Genomic DNA, 17,983 nt, shown 5'->3' on the forward strand with positions numbered 1-17,983 from the left:
CAACGGCTGTGCACTCGTCGTTTCCGGGGCGGCCTACGGTGGGGCGGCGTGCAGCGGGGGAGCGGCGAACGTCAGGCGGAGGGGTCCAGGGAGCGCAGGAACGACAGCGTGACGTCGGTGTGGTCGGCCACGAGCACGTAACCGGGCTCCGGCTCCACGGGCAGCTCGCCGGGCACCACCACGACCGGCATCCCGGCCGCCGCCGCGCTCGCGGCTCCCGTCCCGGAGTCCTCGACCGCCACGCACCGCGCCGGGTCCACGCCCAGCCGTCGCGCGGCGAGCAGATAGGGCTCGGGGTGCGGCTTCGCGTGCTCGACGTCCTCCTGGGACACGACCACTTGCAGCACCTCGGGGGCGCCGGCCGCGGTGCACCGTGCGACCACGGTCAGGGCGTTCGTCACCACGGCGGCCGGGACGCCGGCCTCTGCCAGTTCGTCCAGCAGGGACCGGATGCCCGGCAGGAACGGGACCTCCCCCGCCATGGCGGCCGCGACCTCCCGTCCGAGCTCCTCGGTGATGTCCTCGACGGTGGCTGCGGCGCCCCGCTCGACCATGAGCCGCGCCGAGGTCGGCACCGTCCTCCCGAGGGTGGCGAGGTCGTCCTCGGTGCTCCACCCGACGTCGTAGCGTGCGGCCACGGCGCGCTTGGCCACCGCCCACTGCGGCTCGGAGTTCACGAGAGTGCCGTCGTGGTCGAAGAGGACGGCCGAGGGGAATCGGGAGGCGTTCACGGATGTGCCTCCTCGGCGCGGCGCAGCGGCGACGACGGGGACCGCGGGTCCAGGGAGCGCAGCAGCTCCAGCGTGACGCGGCGGTGGGAGTCCACGTGAAGCGTTCCCGGGCCCTGCTCGAACCGTTCCTGGCCGGGAACCACCACCACCGGCATGCCCGCGGCAACGCCGGCGGCGGTTCCGGGGGGCGAGTCCTCGACCACCACACACCGGGCCGGGTCGACCCCCAGCCGGCGCGCCGCCGTGAGGTAGGCGTCCGGGTCGGGCTTGGGCCGCACCCCCTGCGCGTACTCCTCGGTGCCGATGACCATCCGGAACAGCCCGGCCGGAGCGGCGGACGCGGTGTGCCGGGCCATCGCGGAGCTGGCGTTCGTGACCACCGCGGCGGGGATGCCCGCGGCGGACAGCTCCTCGAGCAGCTCCCCGATCCCGTCGATGAAGGTCAGCCGCGTGCCCTCCAGGACCCGGACGCTGTGCTCGAAGACCGCCCGGAACAGCTCGTCGTCCCCGAGCCGCACCCCGATCTGCTGCATGCGGGCGATGGTCGCGGCGACCGGCCGGCCGAGGGTGGCCCGGGTGTCCTCCGGCGTCCAGAGCCGTCCGTGCTCGGCCGCCAGATTCTCCTTGGCCTCCTCCCACAGCGGCTCGGTGTCGACGAGGGTGCCGTCGTGGTCGAAGAGGACGGCGGCGGGGAAGGCTGGCGGGGACATGGACACCAGCCTACCGGGGCGCCGCCGGAGCGGTCCGGAGTACATTGGCCCACATGAGCGCCGAGCCTCCCGCGACCCCCGACACCTCTCCCGTCCCGCCGGAGACCAAGGACTGGACCGTGGTCATCGACCAGGGCTGCGGCGAGTGCGGCTTCCGGCCCGGCTACGACGTCGCCACCACCGGCCGGCGCACGCGCGACACGGTGGACCGGTGGACGGCGGTGCTGGACGTGCTGGGCATGACCGACCGTCCGGGTCCGGGCACGTGGTCGCCGCTGGAGTACGCCTGCCACGTGCGGGACCTGTGCCGGGTCTTCCGCGAGCGGCTCCGGCTCATGCTGGAGGAGGACGACCCGGTCTTCCCCGACTGGGACCAGAACGCCGTGGCCGTCGAGGAGCAGTACAACCTGCAGGATCCCTACGAGGTCTCCGGTGAGCTCGCGCAGGAGCTGCGCGCGACCGCCGACGCCTTCGACGCGGTGTCCGGCTCCCAGTGGGCCCGGACCGGGCGCCGAGGTGACGGCAAGGAGTTCACGGTGGCGAGCTTCGCGGCGTACTTCCTGCACGACGTCGAGCACCACCTGCGGGTCGACGCCCGCGGCTGACGCCACGGCGGGCCGGAACACGGTGCCGGGCGGTCACACGGTGCCGGGCGGTCACACGGTGCGCGTCCGGCGGGTCAGCCCAGGTGCACGGTCCCGTCGTCGTCGACCCCCCAGCCGGGGTTGTGCGCGACCTCCCAGACCACGCCGTTGGGGTCCGCGACGTGCGCGTGGAAGACACCGCCGAAGGCCCCGGGCCGGGGAGCGGTGAGGACCGTGCCGCCCGCGGCCGCCATGGCGCCGACGACGTCGCGCACCGCCTCGTCGCTGCCCACGTTGTGGGCGAGCGTCAGGCCCTCCGCCCCGGAGGGCGCGGAGCCGGCGCGACCGAGGTCCTCGGCGAACTTCACGGCGTCGAACAGGCCGAGCACGAGCCCGGGCGCCACCTGGAAGAAGAGGATCTCCTCCGCGACGTCGAGGAGCGGTTCCCAGCCCAGGCCGCCCGCGTAGAACCGGCGCGCGGCGTCGAGGTCGGGGGTGGACAGGGTGATGAAGTGCACTCGCGGGTCCACGGCCGTCTCCTCACATCGGGGCGGGTCGCATCGGGGCGGGGGCCGGGCGGGGCCGGCCTCACCAGTCCAGCGTAGCCCGCAGCCGTTCGTCGACGTCAGGGGTCAGCGTGGCCCCGTAGCTCGACGTGACGTGGTCGAGGTCCCGGTAGACGACGACGTTGCCGATCACCGAGGCGCACACGTCCTCGGTGCAGAGCCGGTCCGTCAGGTCCACGACGTGCAGTCCCTCGTGCCGCGCGGCGACCTCCAGCAGCGGGTTGACGTCCTGCAGCGCCTCGGACCGTGCGACGTTGCACCGCGGGTGGTCGGCACCGTAGGTCTCCACGCACTCGAACATGTCGTAGGAGAAGCGCGGGTTGTCCCGGAAGCCGACGACCGGCACGTCCGCGGCGAGGAACGGGGCGATCCCCTCCTCGTAGCCGGCGACGAGCTGCTCGTGCGGTGCCTCGGCCAGGCTCCGCGTGCCGATCGTGAGCACCGCGTCCGGGGCCTGCGCGAGCGCGGCGTCGCGGGCGGCGGCGTTGAACGCGGCGCACTCCTCGTCGACCCCGGCCGTGTCGGCGGTGTACCGGCAGGCCATCCGGAGGTAGCTGACGACCTTCCACCCGTGCTGCTCGGCCGCGCGGGTGATCGGGGTCAGCAGCTGCATCGCGTGGGAGTCGCCGATCACCACGAGCTCCCGGGTCGGTGCGGTGCCGTCCGTGGGGCCGAAGGCCCAGCAGTCGCCGAGGTCCCCGATCAGCTCCCGGCCGTCCTCGGGAGAGCACTCCGGGCCCGTCCGGCCCCACTCGTCCTCCCGCTCGGCGTCGGTGGGCACGGGCGGGACACCGGTCGGCGCGACGGCCTCCCCGCGCAGCACCGCGGCGCCGGGATAGTTCTCCGGGGTGCGTTCCACGCTCTGCTGCTGGGCGGAGCGCACGAGCGTCCCGCCGTGGGCGGTCCCGACGGGCACGGCCACGAGCAGGAGGGTGGCCACGAGCCGGGCGAGGTCGCCCGCTCCGGACCGGGGGCGGCGGGCCGCGGCCCGGCCGGCACGGGCGAGGAGCTGGGGCAGGCGGGTCAGGGGGGCGCTCGCGCGGGTCAGCACCATGGACGCGCCCAGGATGCCCACACCGTGCAGCACCGGGACGTCCTGGCGCACGGCCACCAGGGCGTACACGACGAGCACCGGCCAGTGCCACAGGTAGATGCCGTAGGCCCGGTCCCCGAACCAGGGGAGCGGGCCGGCCGCGAGCAGACGGTGGACCCCGCCGCGGGACCCCGTGGCGAGGGCGCCGGCCAGCAGCACCGCCGCGGCGCCGAGGGTGGGCGCCAGCGCCACGGCACCGGGGAACCGGGTGTGGGCGTCGACGACGAACGGGGTCGCCACGACCGTGGCCAGCCCCGCCCACCCGAGGGCCGCCGCCGGCGCGCCCCGGGCCGCGGAGCCCGGTGACCGGCCGGCTGCCCGGCCCGGCGCAGGGCCGGACGAAGGGCCGGACGCAGGTGCCGGGCCGGGCGCGGTGGCCGCGCCGGGCCCGGCGACGGCGAGTGCCGTCAGCGAGCCGACGGCGAACTCCCACAGACGGGCCGAGGAGCTGAAGTACGCGGCGTCGGGCGAGGCCGCTGTGAGGAGCACCGACCAGCCCAACGAGGCGGCGAGGACGAGCCCGAACAGGATCCCGGCGAGGAGCCGGAAGCGCACTCCGCTGCGGCGGGCCGCCCACGCCGTGCCGGCCAGGAGCACCGGCCAGAGCAGGAAGACCTGGCCCTGCAGGGACAGCGACCAGGTGTGCTGGAGCGGGGTCGAGGACGCGCCGCCCCCGGCGTAGTAGTCGACGGCCTCGGCGGCCAGCACCCAGTTCTGCACGTAGAAGAGGGAGCCCCAGGCGTGGCCCACGAGGGTGTCCCAGCGGCTGGGCGGGAAGATCAGCAGGACCACCGCGAGCACGGTCAGCAGCATCACGGCCAGCGGGCCCATGAGGCGGCTGAACGTCCGCAGCCAGTACGCGGGAAGGGCCAGGGGCCGCCCGTTCTCGACCCGGCGGAGGAACGACCCGGTGAGCAGGAACGCGGAGAGGACGAAGAAGACGTCCACCCCACCGGAGACGCGGTCCGTCCACACGTGGAAGGCCACCACGAGGAGCACCGCGACGCCGCGCAGACCCTGGATCTCGGGGCGCCGCGCAGGGCCGAGAGAGCCCTCCCTGCGGTCGGCGGACGTGCGCTCGGGGGTGGGCAGGCTCAAGACGGGGATCTCCGGTGGGCTCGGGGGCGGCCGGACGCCGTCGGACAGCCGGGGAGGCCGGCCGGGCGGCGGTGCGAGGCAGGAGGGGGTGGGGGCCCGGGGCGGGTCCCGGGCCCCACGAGCTTAACGGAGCGCACGGCGCGGGACAACGCGCGGGAGCCCAGCGGGCCCTCGTCCGGCCGGACCGGCGCGGGAGGTCGCGACCCGCCGCCCGGAGGGACGAAGGACTACCCTCGGAAGCAGCGGTGGTGCGCCCGGCGCGGCCCGCCGCGCGAAGCGGGGAGGAGGCGAGGGGGTCATGGCTCAGCACCAGGACGCGCCCGGACCGGCGGAGGCGCCCTACTACCACCGTGTGGTGACGGTGCCCAACGTCATCTCGGTGCTGCGCCTCACGCTCATCGTCCCGGCCGTGCTGGCCGTCCTCGAGATCGACGAGCGGCCCGTGCGCGCGCTCGTGCTCGTGGCGCTCTTCTCGCTCACGGACTGGGTGGACGGCGTGCTCGCCCGCGCGCTGAACCAGCGCAGCAGGGTCGGCGAGGTGATGGATCCGGTGGCGGACCGGCTGGGCACCGTGGCGATCGCCGTCGCCGCGAGCGTCGTCGGACTGTTCCCGTGGTGGGTGCTCATCGTCATCGCGGGCGTGGACCTGGTGGTGGGCGTCGCCGGCATCCTCCGGCGCTCCCTCGGAACGCTGCGCGTCACCCGGGCCGGCAAGGCCAAGACCGCCCTGCTCATGGCCGGGACCGTGCTCGTCCTGGCCGGGCCCGCCTGGAACAGCACGGAGGTCACCGAGGTCGGCCGGATCATGGTGCAGGTGGCGGCCGTCCTGCACCTGGCCGCCGGCGTCCAGTACTTCCGCCAGGCGCTGCGCCGGTAGGCGCCGCCGAGCCGCCCCGAGACGCTGTCGCGCGTCGTCAGTCGTCCAGCGGGGGCAGGGTCAGGTACGCGTGGCGGGCGGCGCCGACGATGCCGGCGCTGTTGCGCAGCTCGGCGACCACGACGGGCGTCCTCAGGTGCAGGCGCGGCAGGAACTCCTCGTGGCGGGCGGAGATGTCCCCGCCCACGATGATCAGGTCCGGGGAGAACAGGAACTCCAGGTGGGCCAGGTACCGCTGCAGGCGCTCGGCGTACGCCGCCCAGTCCAGGTGCTCCCGCTCGCGTGCGACGGCGGCGGCCCGCACCTCGGCGTCGAGCCCGTCCAGCTCCACGTGGCCGAGCTCAAGGTTGGGCACCAGCTTGCCGTCCACGATCAGCGCCGAGCCGATCCCCGTGCCCAGCGTGATGAGCAAAACGGTGCCGGACCCGGAGCGTCCCGCCCCGTAGCGCACCTCGGCGAGCCCTGCGGCGTCGGCGTCGTTGATGACCTGTACGGTGCGGCCGAGCCGTTCCGAGAGGAACCGGCGGACGTCCAGGCCCAGCCACGCGTCGTCGATGTGGGCGGCCGAGCACGCGACCCCGTTCCGCACGATCGCCGGGATGGCCACGCCCACGCTGGCCTCCGGGTCGGGCGCCTCCGGCCGGGCGGACAGCTCCTCGACGACACCCGAGAGGGCGTGGGCCACGGCGTCGGGGGTCGAGGGAGCGGGGGTCGGCCGTTCGGTCACGGGGGTGGTGAGGGATCCTCCCGCCACGTCCACGACGGCGTACTTCATGGTCGAGCCGCCGACGTCCACGCCGATGTGGTGCCGGTGCAGGGTCGACCAGCCGGCCGGGGCAGCGGCGGTGGAGCGCGGTGAGAGGTTGGCCATCCGAATTCCTGGGGTCGCGGTGGGAGCACGGGCGACGACGGGGCGTCCGTGCCGGCGCGATGTCTCCGCCGGGTGCGGACCGTCGTCCGCGCCGACACCGGTACATTGTGCCACTGCCGGCCGCGTGGGGACCGGGAGTCCGGCATCCACCGGCCGTGCTGTCCGGGATCCGGCGTCCGGGGAACGGTGCGCGGGGCCGACCGGCGCGTGCTTCCTCAGCCCCGGGTTCCGCCGTCCGGCGTCCGGTGACGTCCTGGCGCCGCGACGTCCGCGGGGGTGCCCGTGATCTCCCGTGTCGAGGGGATCCTGGGGCACGGGCGGCCGTGCAGGAGTTCGTTGGCGGCACCGGCCAGCAGGTCGCGGTGTGCCGGCGGCAGCGTCAGGCAGCCGAACAGGTAGGCCTCGACCTCCAGGGCCCCGGCCTCGCCGCCGAGCAGGAAGTAGTGCCACCACAACCGGGCGGGCTCGATGCCGGCGCGGTCCACGGCGTACCGGGTCAGACGCGCCTGCACAGCGCCTACGACGTCGTCGTCCATGGCTCCTCCCGGAGTGTCGTGCGCCCGCGGGGAAGGTCCCGGGCCGGGCACAGCGCTGGGCAGCGGTCCGGGGCCGTCCGTGGCGGCGCGGACGCGCCGCCCGTCCACCNATCGTCGGGGTCCCGGGGCCCCGACGGCCACCCCGGGCCTGCGGCCGTGCGTTTTCCGGACCATGGCCGGGCTGCCTCCCGGGCCACCGGTCACGTCGCGGGCGTCTCCCCGGACAGCGCGAAGGCGGGGCGGCCCCCCAGCCACCCCGCCTCTGCTGCTCCCTCCGGTGGACCGGTGCGCGGACTCCGGAACCGGAGTGCGCCCGGTCGACGCCACGGGAGCCAGGGGATGGTCCTCGGGACCACAGAATCCCCTGGTGAGAGCAAGGATGGCCCATGCTGGGAGGGTGATCAACACTCCCGCTGTGACCCTGTTCACATGCAGAAACAAAAGTGTGGTTTCGCGAATACGGGCGGGGCCGAGCGTGCCCCTCCGCCCCGCGGACGGCGGAGCGTCAGTGCCCGCCGGTGTTGAGCAGTCCCCCCAGGCGCACGCGCATCCGTCGGCTGGCCTGGTTGAGACCCACGATCTCCACGTCCTTGCCGTAGTGGGCGTACTTGTCGGTCACCGAGTCCAGGGCCGCCACGGTGGAGGCGTCCCACAGGTGCGAGTCGGACAGGTCGATGACGATCCTCTGCGGGTCCCCGGCGTAGTCGAACATCGTGTAGAGGTCGTTGGAGGAGGCGAAGAACAGCTCCCCGTGGACCGTGTAGGTCGCGATCTCCTCGCCGTCGCGCTCGGCGACGGCGCGGTCCACGGAGACGCAGTGGGCGACCCTGCGGGCGAAGGCGATCATCGCCGCGAGCACCCCGACGATGACGCCGATGGCCAGGTTGTGGGTCCACACGGTGACCACCACGGTGGAGAGCATGACCATGGTCTCGGAGCGCGGCATCCGGGCCAGGGTGTGGGGGCGGACGGAGTGCCAGTCGAAGGTCGCCCAGGAGACGAAGATCATGATCGCCACCAGCGCGGCCATCGGGATCGTGCCCACCACGTCGCCGAGGCTGACCACGAGGATCAGCAGGAAGACGCCGGCCGTGAACGTGGAGATCCGGGTGCGGGCCCCGGAGGCCTTCACGTTGATCATGGTCTGGCCGATCATCGCGCAGCCGCCCATGCCGCCGAAGAACCCGGTGACCACGTTCGCGACACCCTGGGCCCAGGACTCCCGGGTCTTGTCGGACCGGGTGTCGGTGAGGTCGTCGACCAGCTTCGCGGTCATGAGGGACTCGAGCAGTCCGACCAGGGCCATCGTGAACGCGTAGGGGGCCAGCACCCGGAGGGTGTCGAGGTCCAGCGGGACGTCCGGGAGGAAGAGCGAGGGCAGCGAGTCCGGCAGCGCGCCCTTGTCCCCGACCGTGGGCACCTCGGCGCCGAACGTCACCACGAGAGCCGTGATGACCAGGATGGCCACCAGCGGTGCCGGCACCGCCCGGGTCAGCCGGGGGAGGAGGAACACGATGCCCAGGCCCAGGGCCGTCAGCGGGTAGACCAGCCACGGCACGCCGATGAGCTCGGGGACCTGCGAGCTGAAGATCAGGATGGCCAGGGCGTTGACGAAGCCCACCATCACCGAGCGGGGAATGAACCGCATCAGGCGCGCGGCGCCGATCAGCGCCAGGACCACCTGGAAGACCCCGGCCAGGATCACCGCCGCGATGAAGTGGTCCACCCCGTGGGACTCCACGAGCGGCGCGATGACCAGGGCCGTCGCGGCGGTCGCGGCGGAGATCATCGCGGGCCGGCCGCCCAGCACGGCGGTGGTCACGGCCATGGTGAAGGACGCGAAGAGGCCCAGCCTCGGGTCGACCCCGGCGATGATCGAGAACGCGATCGCCTCGGGGATCAGCGCGAGCGCCACGACCAGGCCCGCCAGGACCTCGGTCTTCACCAGGCGGGGCGACCTCAGCGTGCGCCGGACGGACCGGCGCTGCTCGGGCGTCAGGGCAGGAGTGGATTCAGGGGTCGTGGTGGCCACGGGGCTCCGTTCGCGGGCAGGAAGGGCGTGCGAGCCCTCGGACGGCGTGCGTGCAGAAGGGCGCGACGTCGCGCGGAGGCGGCTCCCGGGCGCGGACGGCGCCGCCGGTCCCCGACTCTACCCTGACGTGAGGTTCGAGTGGGACCCTCCGGCCCGGAAGAGACGCATCTCATGCCACCCGGGCCCCGGGGCGGCCAGGGTCAGCGGCCGGTGTCCCAGCCCAGCGCGCGCAGCAGGCGGACCTCCACGTCCGGGACGAGGGTCTCGCCGTAGGTGGACGTGATGTGGTCGAAGTCGCGGTAGACCATGATGTTGCCGACCACCCCCGGGCAGACCTGCTCGGTGCAGATGCGGTCGGTGAGGTCGACGGTGTGCAGACCCTCGTGGCGCCCGGCGAGCTCCTCCAGGGGGTTGGCGGGCAGCAGCGACTCTGAGCGGGGCGGGTTGCAGCGGTCCCGGCCGGGGCCGTAGGTCTCGACGCACTCGAACATGTCGAAGGGGAACCGCGGGTTGTCCCGGAAGGCGACCACGGGGACGCCGGCGTCGAGGAAGGGGAGCACGCCCTCCTCGTAGCCGTCGACGACCTTCTCGTGCGGGGCCTCGGGGAGGCTCAGCGTCCCGATGGTCAGCACGGCGTCCGGGTCCAGCTCGAGGGCGGCCTCCCGCGCGGCGGCGTTGAAGGTGTTGCACTCGGCGTTGCGCTGCTCCGACTCGGCCCCGTAGCGGCAGGCCATCCGCAAGTAGGAGACGATCCGCCAGCCACGGGCGTCGGCGATGCGGTGCAGGGGCGTCAGCAGCTGCTGGGCGTGGGAGTCGCCGAGCACCACGAGGGTGCGCACCGGCCCGGTGCCCTCCGGCCCGGTGCTCCCCGGGGGCTCGACCACCCAGCACTCGCCCAGCTCGGCGATCCGGGCGGGCGTCTCCTCGGGCGCGCAGGGTTCGCCCTTGTCCCCCCACTCGTTCTCCCGTTCGGTGTCGGTCGGGATGATCGGCACGTCGGGGACCGGCCCGGCGTCGCCGCGGAGCACGGCCGCGCCGGGATAGTTCGCGGCGGTGCGGTCGATGTCCGCGGAGGGGTCGCGCAGGGCGCTCCAGCTGTGGGCCCCGGTCAGGGGGACCGCCACGAGCAGGGCCGTGGCCACGAGCCGGGCACCGCTGCCCGCCCGGACCACCGGCAGCGCACGCCAGCCGTTGAGCAGCACGGAGGACGCCCGGGTGAGGGCCGCCGAGGCCAGCAGGATGCCGAGGCCGGGCAGGACCGGGACGTCGTCCCGGGCGGTGAGCAGGAGGTAGGTGATCAGGAGGGGCCAGTGCCACAGGTAGATGCCGTAGGCGCGGTCGCCGAACCACTGCAGCGGACGCGACTCGAGGACCATCCCGGCCCCCACCCGGGAGCCCGGGGCCGGGGCGCCGCCGAGCAGGATCGCGGCCGCCCCCAGGGTCGGCGCCAGGGCGGCGGTGCCGGGGAACCGGGTGCCGGCCTCGACGAGGAACGGGGTGGCGACGACCACGGCCAGCCCCGTCCAGCCCAGCAGGATTCCCAGGGGACGTGACGACGGCCGGGGGCCCCGAGTCGTGCCCGCTCCGGGGACGGCGGTCAGCGCGAGTGCCGCCAGGGAACCGATGGCGAACTCCCACAGACGCGTGAAGGAGCTGAAGTACGCCGTCTCCGGGGCGGTGGCCGTGGCCGCGACGGACCAGACCAGGGAGCCCAGGAGCACCGTGCCGAAGACGCCGACCGCCACGGGGCGGAACCGGATCCCGGTCCAGCGGGCGGCGACGGCGCACCCGGCCAGCAGGAGCGGCCAGAGCAGGAACACCTGTCCCTGCAGGGACAGCGACCACATGTGCTGCAGCGGCGTGGTGGCCGCGCTGTTGCCGGCGTAGTAGTCCACGGACTGGGCGGCCAGCACCCAGTTCTGGACGTAGAACAGCGAGCCCCACGCGTGCTCGAGCAGCTCCTCCCACCGGCTCGGCGGGAACCACGCGAGCACGGCCGCGAGCACGGCCAGGAGCATCACCGCGACCGGCCCGATGAGCCGGGCGAACGTCCGGGTCCAGTAGGCCGGCAGGTCCAGCTCCTGCCCCCGGTCGATCCGGCGCACGAAGGAGCCGGTCAGCAGGAAGGCGGAGAGGACGAAGAAGACGTCCACGCCGCCGGACACCCGGTCGGTCCAGAGGTGGAAGGCCACGACGAGCAGCACGGCCACGCCGCGCAGTCCCTGGATGTCGGGGCGGTGACCGCCGCGCGGGGCCCCGGCGGCCGGTGGCGCTGTCGGTGGGGCCGTCGTCGGGAAGGTCATGGAGTGCTGAGCCTGTTCGGGTCGATGGCGGGCGAGGGCCTCGGAACCGGTGCCGGACCCGCTCGGAGGTGGCTGCCGGCACCGGTTCCGGCAATCCTAGTGGCCGCCGGTGTTGAGCAGTCCCCCAGGCGCACGCGCATGCGACGGCCGGCCTGGTCGAGACCCGCGATCTCCACGTCCTTGCCGTAGTGGGCGTGCTTGTCGGTCACCGAGTCCAGGGCCGCCACGGTGACGAGGTGGGCGACCCGGCGGGCGAAGGCGACCATCGCCACGACCACGCCGACGATCACGCCGATGGCCAGGTTGTGGGTCCACACGGTGACCACCACGGTCGCCACCATCACCGTTGTCTCCGACCGGGGCATGCGGGTCAGGGTGGTGGGGCGGGCGGAGTGCCGGTCGACGGTGGCCCAGGAGACGAAGATCATCACGGCCACCAGGGCGGCCATGGGGATCATCGCGACGACCGGCCCCAGGGCCACGGCCGGCACGAGGACCAGCACGCCGATGAGCTCGGGCAGATCGGAGGTGAGGATCAGGATCGCCAGGGCATTGACGCATCCCACCATGACCGAGCGCGGGATGAACCGCATCAGCCGCGTCGCCCCGATCAGCGCCAGGACCACCTGGAAGATCCCGGCCAGGATCACCGCGGCGATGAAGTGGTCCAGCCCGTGGGAGGCCATCGGCGGGGCCATCACCAGCGCGGTGGCCGCGGTGGCGCCGGAGATCACGGCGGGGCGCCCGCCCAGGAACGCGATGGACACCGCCATGATCGAGGCGGCGAACAGGCCGATCTGCGGGTCCACCCCGGCGATCAGGGAGAACGCGATCGCCTCGGGGATCAGGGCCAGTGCCACGACCAGTCCGGCCAGCACCTCGGTCCTGGGCCGGCGGGGGGACTTCAGGGTGCCGAGCACGGATTGGCGCTGCTCGGGTGAGAGCTCGAGATGGCCGGGGGGCCTTCTGATCCTCTTCGGCCGGGCTCATCACGGGCAGGGCCCCGGTGCGTGGTTCTCGTCCGTCGCGGGTGCGGGCCATGGGGGTGTGTCTCCAATACTGCGGTTGCGGGCACACGGGCGCCCTCGGTGGTGCCCGGACCCGGGGCTCAAGGGGGGTTCCGCCTCTGCACCGAGGGCGACTGCCACCGCGTGGTCATCGCCCAGGGCATGACGGCGCAGGTCTGCTCCCTGGAGCGCGCCGACCGGTTCATCCTCACCCTGGAGGAGAGGCGGACCGCTGGCCGCGCCGCGGTCCGGCCCGTCTCCCTCGGCACCCCGGTCCTGCCGTCGCTGTGGTGCCGCGCCATGATGGAGAGGTTCGGGGGCCGGCCGTCAGGGCTCGGGGTCGGCCGAGGTGCGCACCGTCACCGATGAGGAAAGAGGCAGCAATGGCTGAGAGGCGGCAGATGGTCGACCGGGTGCTGGGCCTGCTGGCCGGCACCGCCGTGGGGGACGGACTGGGGGCTCCCTTCGAAGGGAGCGCCACGGTTCCGTCCACCGCCCTGGACCTGTGGATCTTCTCCCCCCGGACCCTGCACCACACCGACGACACCGCCATGACCCTGGTCCTGGCCGAACACCTGAGCCGCAGCGGAGGCATCGACCAGGTCGTGCTGGCCTCGGACTTCGCCGCGGCCTGGTACCAGGAACCGATGCGCGGCTACGGGGGCGGCGCCGCGCAGGTGCTGGCGGCCATCGCCGACGGAGCGGACTGGCGCCGGGCCGCCGTGTCGGTGTTCGAGGCAGGGTCCTGGGGCAACGGGGCGGCCATGCGCGCGGCCCCGGTGGCCGTGGTGTCCACGAGCGTGCCCGAAGCGGCCGAGCTGGGCCGCCGCAGTGCGGAGGTCACCCACGCCCACGTCCACGGCCGGCACGGGGCGGCCCTGCAGGCCGCCGCGGCGTATCTGGCACTGCACAGCGGCCCGAACCGTCCCCTGGACGCGGAGGCTTTCCTCGTCGATCTCACCGACGTCGTTCCCGCCGGTCCGTGGCAGGAGAAGCTGGCCCGCGTCCGCGCCCTGCTCGGACGGGAGGCCTCGGCCGAGGAGGCTGCCGCGTCCCTGGGCCACGACATCAGCGCCCTGGGCTCGGTGCCGCTGGCCGTGTACGCGTTCCTGCGTCACGCCGAGTTCCCGGAGGGGGCGATCCGGTTCGCCGTCCGCTGCGGGGGTGACACCGACACCATCGCGGCCATGACCGGGGCCCTGGCCGGGGCCCGGCACGGGTACTCGGGGCTGCCGTCCTCCTGGACCGTGCGCCTGGAGTCGGCCGCCCTCCTGCACCGGATCGCCGAACACCTCACCCATGACCGGTCGACCGGTGGCTCGACCGGGCCGCACCGACCGGAGCAGTAGCGGGCCCGCTGCGGTGGCGGCGGGACGGATCGCGGTGGCGACCCCCGGACGGCTCCGATGCGGGGAGTGCCGCTGGGGCGGGCCTCGGCTGCAGCCTCGATCCGGTCGGCCGTCGCCCCGGTGAGCAGGGTCGCCGCGATCGGCGGGACCTGGCAGCGGATCCCTCTCCCGCTCGATCCCGGCCGCTGACGGCGATCAGTCGCTGAGCTCCGCCGCGGGGGCGGTCACCGGCCCAGGCGGTGTGCGAGCAGCGCGATGAAATCGTCGGCCTGGGCCAGGTTCCGGGCCAGCTTCTCCCGCTCGGGGCGGGCCCGCTCGAGGTGGTGCGCGAGCCGCTGCGGATCGGGGTCGTCGGCGCCGAGGAGTTCGAGCACGTCCGCCATCTCTTCCAGGGAGAACCCCAGAGGCTTCATCCGGCGGATGTGCAGGAGCCGCTCCACGTCGCGTTCGGTGTAGACGCGGAAGCCGCCGTCGGTGCGCGAGGCCGGCAACAGGCCCACCTCGTCGTAGTGGCGGATCGTGCGCAGCGACAGCCCTGTCCGTTCGGCGAGCTCGCCGATCTGCATGGTGCCTCCGCCAACGGACTGCGGCATCGAATGACCTCCAGAAAATGCGGAACCTTGATCCTACCAATCCGTCCCCCACGGCCGGCGGCGCGAGAGGCGCCACCGGCCGGGGTGCGCGGCCGGACGGCGCCCGTGCGGGGATGCCGTCACGACGCAGCCGGCGGCGCAGGACTCCCTCAGGCGTCGACGACGACGGCCGTGACGAGCGGGGCCCGCCGGTAGGCGCGCTCGAGGTGGCGGGACACGGTGTCGGCGATCAGCGTCTCGAGCTTGTCGAGATCCTCGAGCTCGGACGTGGACGGTTTCGCGAGGGCGCTCTTCACCTTCTCCGCCGCGCGGTCGAAGACGTGCTCGTCGTGGATGAACCCCTTGGCCATGAACTCCAGCGGTTCGGTCAGTTCGTTCGTGTCGGCGTCGACGATGGCCACGACCGTCACCGCGCCGCCCTCCTGGAGCAGGCGCCGCTCGACCAGGGTCTCCTCGGTGACCTTGCCCACCGTGTGGCCGTCGACGTAGACCAGGCCGGCCTCCACCCGGCCGGAGATCCGCGCCCGTCCCGCCACGAGGTCGACCGTCGTCCCGTCACGGGCGATCAGCACGCGCTCGGGGTCCACCCCGGTGCGCACGGCCAGCTCCGCATTGGCGTGCAGGTGCTTGGACTCCCCGTGCACGGGCATCACGTGGGTGGGGCGGACGATGTTGTAGCAGTAGACGAGCTCACCGGCCGAGGCGTGCCCGGAGACGTGGACCTTCGCGTTGCCCTTGTGCACGACCTTCACGCCCAGGTCCGTGAGCTTGTTGATGATGCCGTAGATGGCGTTCTCGTTGCCCGGGATCAGCGAGCTGGCCAGCAGGACGGTGTCGCCGGCGTTGAGCCGGATCTGGTGCGTCTCGTTGGCCATCCGGGAGAGGGCGGCCAGGGGCTCGCCCTGGGAGCCGGTGCACACGAGCGTCACCTTGGCGTCGGGCATGGACTGGAGCTTCTTGAAGTCGACGACCAGCCCGCGGGGGATCTTCAGATAGCCCAGGTCCCGGGCGATGCCCATGTTCTTGACCATGGAGCGTCCGACGAAGGCGACCTTGCGCCCGTGCGCGTGGGCGGCGTCGAGCACCTGCTGGATCCGGTGGACGTGGCTGGCGAAGCTGGAGACGATGATCCGTTTCGGGGCGGTGGCGAAGACCTGGTCGATCGCCGGGGTGAGCTCCCGCTCGGAGGTGGTGAAGCCGGGGACCTCGGCGTTGGTGGAGTCGGTGAGGAACAGGTCCACGCCCTCCTCGCCGAGCCGGGCGAAGTGGCGCAGGTCGGTGATGCGCTCGTCCAGCGGGAACTGGTCCATCTTGAAGTCCCCCGTGTGCAGCACCAGCCCGGCGCCCGTGCGGATCGCCACGGCCAGCCCGTCCGGGATGGAGTGGTTCACCGCGACGAACTCGCACTCGAAGGGCCCGGCCCGGTGCTTGTCCCCGGCCTCCACGTGGACCGTCCTCGGGGTGATCCGGTGCTCCTGGAGCTTGGCGGTGATGAACGCCAGGGTCAGCTCGGAGCCGATGAGCGGGATGTCCGGGCGCTCCTTGAGCAGGTATGGCACGCCGCCGATGTGGTCCTCGTGCCCGTGGGTGAGCACGATGCCCACGACGTCGGACAACCGATCGCGGATGGAGGTGAAGTCGGGCAGGATCACGTCGATCCCGGGCTGGTGCTCCTCGGGGAACAGCACGCCGCAGTCGACCACCAGCAGCTTGCCCTCGTGCTCGAAGACGGTCATGTTCCGGCCGATCTCGCCCAGACCCCCCAGTGGGGTGACCCGCAGGCCCCCTCGGGGCAGCGGCGACGGGGAACTGAGCTTGCGGGAAGAAGAAGTCGGCAAAGGTCTACGCTTTCGTCAGGGAACAGGGGATGTCATCGACCGGGTGAGTCCTGAGCACTCCGACCGCTTGCGGGGCGGGGCACGCCCCTGAAGTCTCGGTCAACTCTAATCTCACGTCACGGTCGAGGCGTACTGGTCACCTCGGCGGGCGCCGTTTCCCGTGGCGGCCGGTCTCCGCGCGAGACAGGGCACCCAGGATGCCGGGGACGGCCGCGAACGAGCGGACGTCCATGCCGCGGCACGGGTCCGGGAAGGCGGGCTCAGACGCTATGGGTGTAGGCGGCGTCTGGGTCTTGTGGCCGGGGCCCCGCTTATGCAGAGTACGTGGATCACCCCGACCGGTCGGGGTCGGGGTGCCGACATGCATAGGAGGCCCCGGTGTTCACCGAGCGTACAAGTCTGGGACTGGATGTCCATGCCCGCAGCGTGAAGGCCTGCGCGATCGACAGCCTGACCGGCGAGATCATTCATCAGACCCTCAGCGCTGACACCGTCATGGTGGGCGAGTTCGTCGACGCTCTGGCCCGCGAGCACGGCCCCGTCCAGGTGACCTATGAGGCCGGACCGACCGGGTACGAACTCGCCCGCACCCTGATCGAGGCCGGCCACCGGGTCCAGGTCGCGGCGCCCTCGAAGCTGTTGCGGGCCTCCGGTGACAGGGTCAAGACCGACAAGAACGACGCGCTGCTGCTGGCCCGACTGGCCCGCAACGACGACATCATCGAGGTCACGATTCCCGACCGGTCCCGCGAGGTGGCACGGGACCTGGTGCGGGCCAGGGACGACGTGCGCCGGGACCTGATGAGCGCCCGTCACCGGCTGGGGAAGTTCCTCCTGCGCCACGGCCACGTCTACACCGGCGGCGAGGCGTGGAGCGGCAAGCACGAGGCCTGGATGCAGCAGATGGCCCGCCAGGACATCGCCGTGTTCGGCGAGGTCTCACGCATCGTGTTCGACGACTACCACGACGCGGTCGCCCACGCCCTGGCCCGCCGGTGCCGGTTGGACGCGCAGATCCTCCTGCTGGCCGAGGACTCCGAGTGGACCACGGTCACCCGGCGTCTGGCCTGCCTGCGGGGGATCTCGACCCTGACCGCGTTCTCTCTCGCGGTGGAGATCGGCGACTGGGACCGCTTCACGGGCCGGAACATCGCCTCATACCTGGGGCTGGTGCCCTCGGAGCACTCCTCCGGGCAAACCCGCTCCCAGGGCCAGATCACCAAGACCGGCAACGCCCACGCCAGGCGGTTGCTGATCGAGGCCGCCTGGCACCACAAGCCCCAGTACCGCCCGGGGAAGACGATGCGGGACCGGTGGGCCCTGGCACCGGCAGCCGTGGCCGAACGCGCCGATGCGGGCAACAGGCGCCTGCATCACCGCTGGAGCATGCTCAGCGAGCACAAGAAGCGTCACACGGTCGCGAACACAGCGATCGCCCGAGAGATGGCCGGCTGGTGCTGGTCGCTGGCGACCATGGACGCATGACCCACAGACCCGTTCACGGACCCGGCCACGGGAGATCTCCTGCGCGCCGCGCGCCGAGGAGACCAGCGATTCGACTGTGAGCAGTCACGAGATCCTCGTGGCCACGCTCGAGCTCAGACCAGCATCGCTCCTCGCGCCGAAACCAGCGTCATGCGGTAACCAACCCGCGGATATCAGACTGACCACGCGTCGAGACAACACGCCCGCAGAGATCACCCCAACCCCTCCATGAACGACGAAGCGGGGCACCCACCGATCAATGAGTGCCCCGCTTCACCCTGCCCTCTTGACAAGATCGACTACATATCAG

Annotated in this window: 16 protein-coding genes; 5 read left to right on the forward strand and 11 right to left on the reverse strand. The window is 72.9% G+C overall.

All coding sequences use genetic code 11. From position 1 onward, the window contains the following. Window positions 1-71: 71 nt before the first annotated feature. Both ACH9EU_RS09320 and ACH9EU_RS09325 read right to left on the reverse strand, forming a co-directional pair. Window positions 72-731: an HAD-IA family hydrolase gene (locus tag ACH9EU_RS09320; RefSeq protein WP_396413657.1), complete on the reverse strand. Its 660-nt coding sequence runs from the start codon at window positions 729-731 to the stop codon at window positions 72-74. Further along, window positions 728-1,441 (reverse strand): HAD-IA family hydrolase, encoded by a 714-nt coding sequence (locus ACH9EU_RS09325; RefSeq protein ID WP_396413658.1) that lies wholly within the window; start codon window positions 1,439-1,441, stop codon window positions 728-730. The genes ACH9EU_RS09320 and ACH9EU_RS09325 overlap by 4 nt, the downstream gene beginning before the upstream one ends. A 53-nt stretch (window positions 1,442-1,494) precedes the next feature. Here ACH9EU_RS09325 and ACH9EU_RS09330 point away from each other — a divergent pair, with 53 nt between their 5' ends. Beyond that, window positions 1,495-2,046 carry a DinB family protein gene (locus ACH9EU_RS09330; protein WP_396413659.1) on the forward strand — a complete coding sequence of 184 codons (552 nt, stop codon included), beginning with the start codon at window positions 1,495-1,497 and terminating at the stop codon, window positions 2,044-2,046. Window positions 2,047-2,120: 74 nt separating this feature from the next. Here the strand turns inward: ACH9EU_RS09330 and ACH9EU_RS09335 are convergent, their stop codons facing one another. Both ACH9EU_RS09335 and ACH9EU_RS09340 read right to left on the reverse strand, forming a co-directional pair. Continuing rightward, window positions 2,121-2,555: a VOC family protein gene (locus ACH9EU_RS09335; RefSeq protein WP_396413660.1), complete on the reverse strand. Its 435-nt coding sequence runs from the start codon at window positions 2,553-2,555 to the stop codon at window positions 2,121-2,123. Window positions 2,556-2,613: 58 nt separating this feature from the next. Next, complete coding sequence (locus ACH9EU_RS09340) at window positions 2,614-4,782, reverse strand: SGNH hydrolase domain-containing protein (protein ID WP_396413661.1); 2,169 nt, start codon at window positions 4,780-4,782, stop codon at window positions 2,614-2,616. A 298-nt stretch (window positions 4,783-5,080) separates the two neighbouring features. Here ACH9EU_RS09340 and ACH9EU_RS09345 point away from each other — a divergent pair, with 298 nt between their 5' ends. Further along, window positions 5,081-5,659 (forward strand): CDP-alcohol phosphatidyltransferase family protein, encoded by a 579-nt coding sequence (locus ACH9EU_RS09345; protein WP_396413662.1) that lies wholly within the window; start codon window positions 5,081-5,083, stop codon window positions 5,657-5,659. Window positions 5,660-5,696: 37 nt separating this feature from the next. On the opposite strand, the gene ppgK is transcribed toward ACH9EU_RS09345, so the two are convergent. The 5 genes from ppgK to ACH9EU_RS09370 all read right to left on the reverse strand — a co-directional run bounded on the left by ppgK (window position 5,697) and on the right by ACH9EU_RS09370 (window position 12,321). Further along, window positions 5,697-6,530, reverse strand: a complete 834-nt coding sequence (gene ppgK / locus ACH9EU_RS09350) for a polyphosphate--glucose phosphotransferase (RefSeq protein WP_396413663.1) — start codon at window positions 6,528-6,530, stop codon at window positions 5,697-5,699. 215 nt (window positions 6,531-6,745) lie between these two features. Then, window positions 6,746-7,066, reverse strand: coding sequence for a hypothetical protein (locus ACH9EU_RS09355; RefSeq protein ID WP_396413664.1), 321 nt, complete (start codon window positions 7,064-7,066; stop codon window positions 6,746-6,748). A 505-nt stretch (window positions 7,067-7,571) separates the two neighbouring features. Then, window positions 7,572-9,098 (reverse strand): SulP family inorganic anion transporter, encoded by a 1,527-nt coding sequence (locus ACH9EU_RS09360; RefSeq protein WP_396413665.1) that lies wholly within the window; start codon window positions 9,096-9,098, stop codon window positions 7,572-7,574. 200 nt (window positions 9,099-9,298) lie between these two features. After that, complete coding sequence (locus ACH9EU_RS09365) at window positions 9,299-11,401, reverse strand: SGNH hydrolase domain-containing protein (protein ID WP_396413666.1); 2,103 nt, start codon at window positions 11,399-11,401, stop codon at window positions 9,299-9,301. Continuing rightward, window positions 11,398-12,321, reverse strand: coding sequence for a SulP family inorganic anion transporter (locus tag ACH9EU_RS09370; RefSeq protein WP_396413667.1), 924 nt, complete (start codon window positions 12,319-12,321; stop codon window positions 11,398-11,400). Before ACH9EU_RS09370 ends, ACH9EU_RS09365 begins: the two co-directional genes overlap by 4 nt. A gap of 231 nt (window positions 12,322-12,552) precedes the next feature. Here ACH9EU_RS09370 and ACH9EU_RS09375 point away from each other — a divergent pair, with 231 nt between their 5' ends. Beyond that, complete coding sequence (locus ACH9EU_RS09375) at window positions 12,553-12,777, forward strand: hypothetical protein (protein WP_396413668.1); 225 nt, start codon at window positions 12,553-12,555, stop codon at window positions 12,775-12,777. Window positions 12,778-12,791: 14 nt separating this feature from the next. Continuing rightward, the gene (locus tag ACH9EU_RS09380; RefSeq protein WP_396413669.1) at window positions 12,792-13,757 is read left to right on the forward strand and encodes an ADP-ribosylglycohydrolase family protein; all 966 of its coding nucleotides are present in this window, start codon (window positions 12,792-12,794) and stop codon (window positions 13,755-13,757) included. Between the two features lie 224 nt (window positions 13,758-13,981). On the opposite strand, the gene ACH9EU_RS09385 is transcribed toward ACH9EU_RS09380, so the two are convergent. Both ACH9EU_RS09385 and ACH9EU_RS09390 read right to left on the reverse strand, forming a co-directional pair. Continuing rightward, window positions 13,982-14,350: a MerR family transcriptional regulator gene (locus ACH9EU_RS09385; protein WP_396413670.1), complete on the reverse strand. Its 369-nt coding sequence runs from the start codon at window positions 14,348-14,350 to the stop codon at window positions 13,982-13,984. A gap of 149 nt (window positions 14,351-14,499) precedes the next feature. After that, complete coding sequence (locus ACH9EU_RS09390; RefSeq protein ID WP_396413671.1) at window positions 14,500-16,086, reverse strand: RNase J family beta-CASP ribonuclease; 1,587 nt, start codon at window positions 16,084-16,086, stop codon at window positions 14,500-14,502. Window positions 16,087-16,566: 480 nt separating this feature from the next. Here ACH9EU_RS09390 and ACH9EU_RS09395 point away from each other — a divergent pair, with 480 nt between their 5' ends. After that, complete coding sequence (locus ACH9EU_RS09395; RefSeq protein ID WP_396412476.1) at window positions 16,567-17,673, forward strand: IS110 family RNA-guided transposase; 1,107 nt, start codon at window positions 16,567-16,569, stop codon at window positions 17,671-17,673. Window positions 17,674-17,983 lie beyond the last annotated feature (310 nt).

It is taken from the genome of Kocuria rhizosphaerae, assembly GCF_044462265.1.
GTDB lineage: Bacteria > Actinomycetota > Actinomycetes > Actinomycetales > Micrococcaceae > Kocuria > Kocuria rhizosphaerae.

What these genes read in the sequence shown, in the direction of transcription:
- ACH9EU_RS09325 (WP_396413658.1), bottom strand. Translation starts at nt 1,441, where the DNA reads ATGTCCCCGCCAGCCTTCCCCGCCGCCGTCCTCTTCGACCACGACGGC.
- ACH9EU_RS09330 (WP_396413659.1), top strand. Translation starts at nt 1,495, where the DNA reads ATGAGCGCCGAGCCTCCCGCGACCCCCGACACCTCTCCCGTCCCGCCG.
- ACH9EU_RS09345 (WP_396413662.1), top strand. Translation starts at nt 5,081, where the DNA reads ATGGCTCAGCACCAGGACGCGCCCGGACCGGCGGAGGCGCCCTACTAC.
- ppgK (WP_396413663.1), bottom strand. Translation starts at nt 6,530, where the DNA reads ATGGCCAACCTCTCACCGCGCTCCACCGCCGCTGCCCCGGCCGGCTGG.
- ACH9EU_RS09355 (WP_396413664.1), bottom strand. Translation starts at nt 7,066, where the DNA reads ATGGACGACGACGTCGTAGGCGCTGTGCAGGCGCGTCTGACCCGGTAC.
- ACH9EU_RS09365 (WP_396413666.1), bottom strand. Translation starts at nt 11,401, where the DNA reads ATGACCTTCCCGACGACGGCCCCACCGACAGCGCCACCGGCCGCCGGG.
- ACH9EU_RS09380 (WP_396413669.1), top strand. Translation starts at nt 12,792, where the DNA reads ATGGCTGAGAGGCGGCAGATGGTCGACCGGGTGCTGGGCCTGCTGGCC.
- ACH9EU_RS09385 (WP_396413670.1), bottom strand. Translation starts at nt 14,350, where the DNA reads ATGCCGCAGTCCGTTGGCGGAGGCACCATGCAGATCGGCGAGCTCGCC.
- ACH9EU_RS09390 (WP_396413671.1), bottom strand. Translation starts at nt 16,086, where the DNA reads ATGACCGTCTTCGAGCACGAGGGCAAGCTGCTGGTGGTCGACTGCGGC.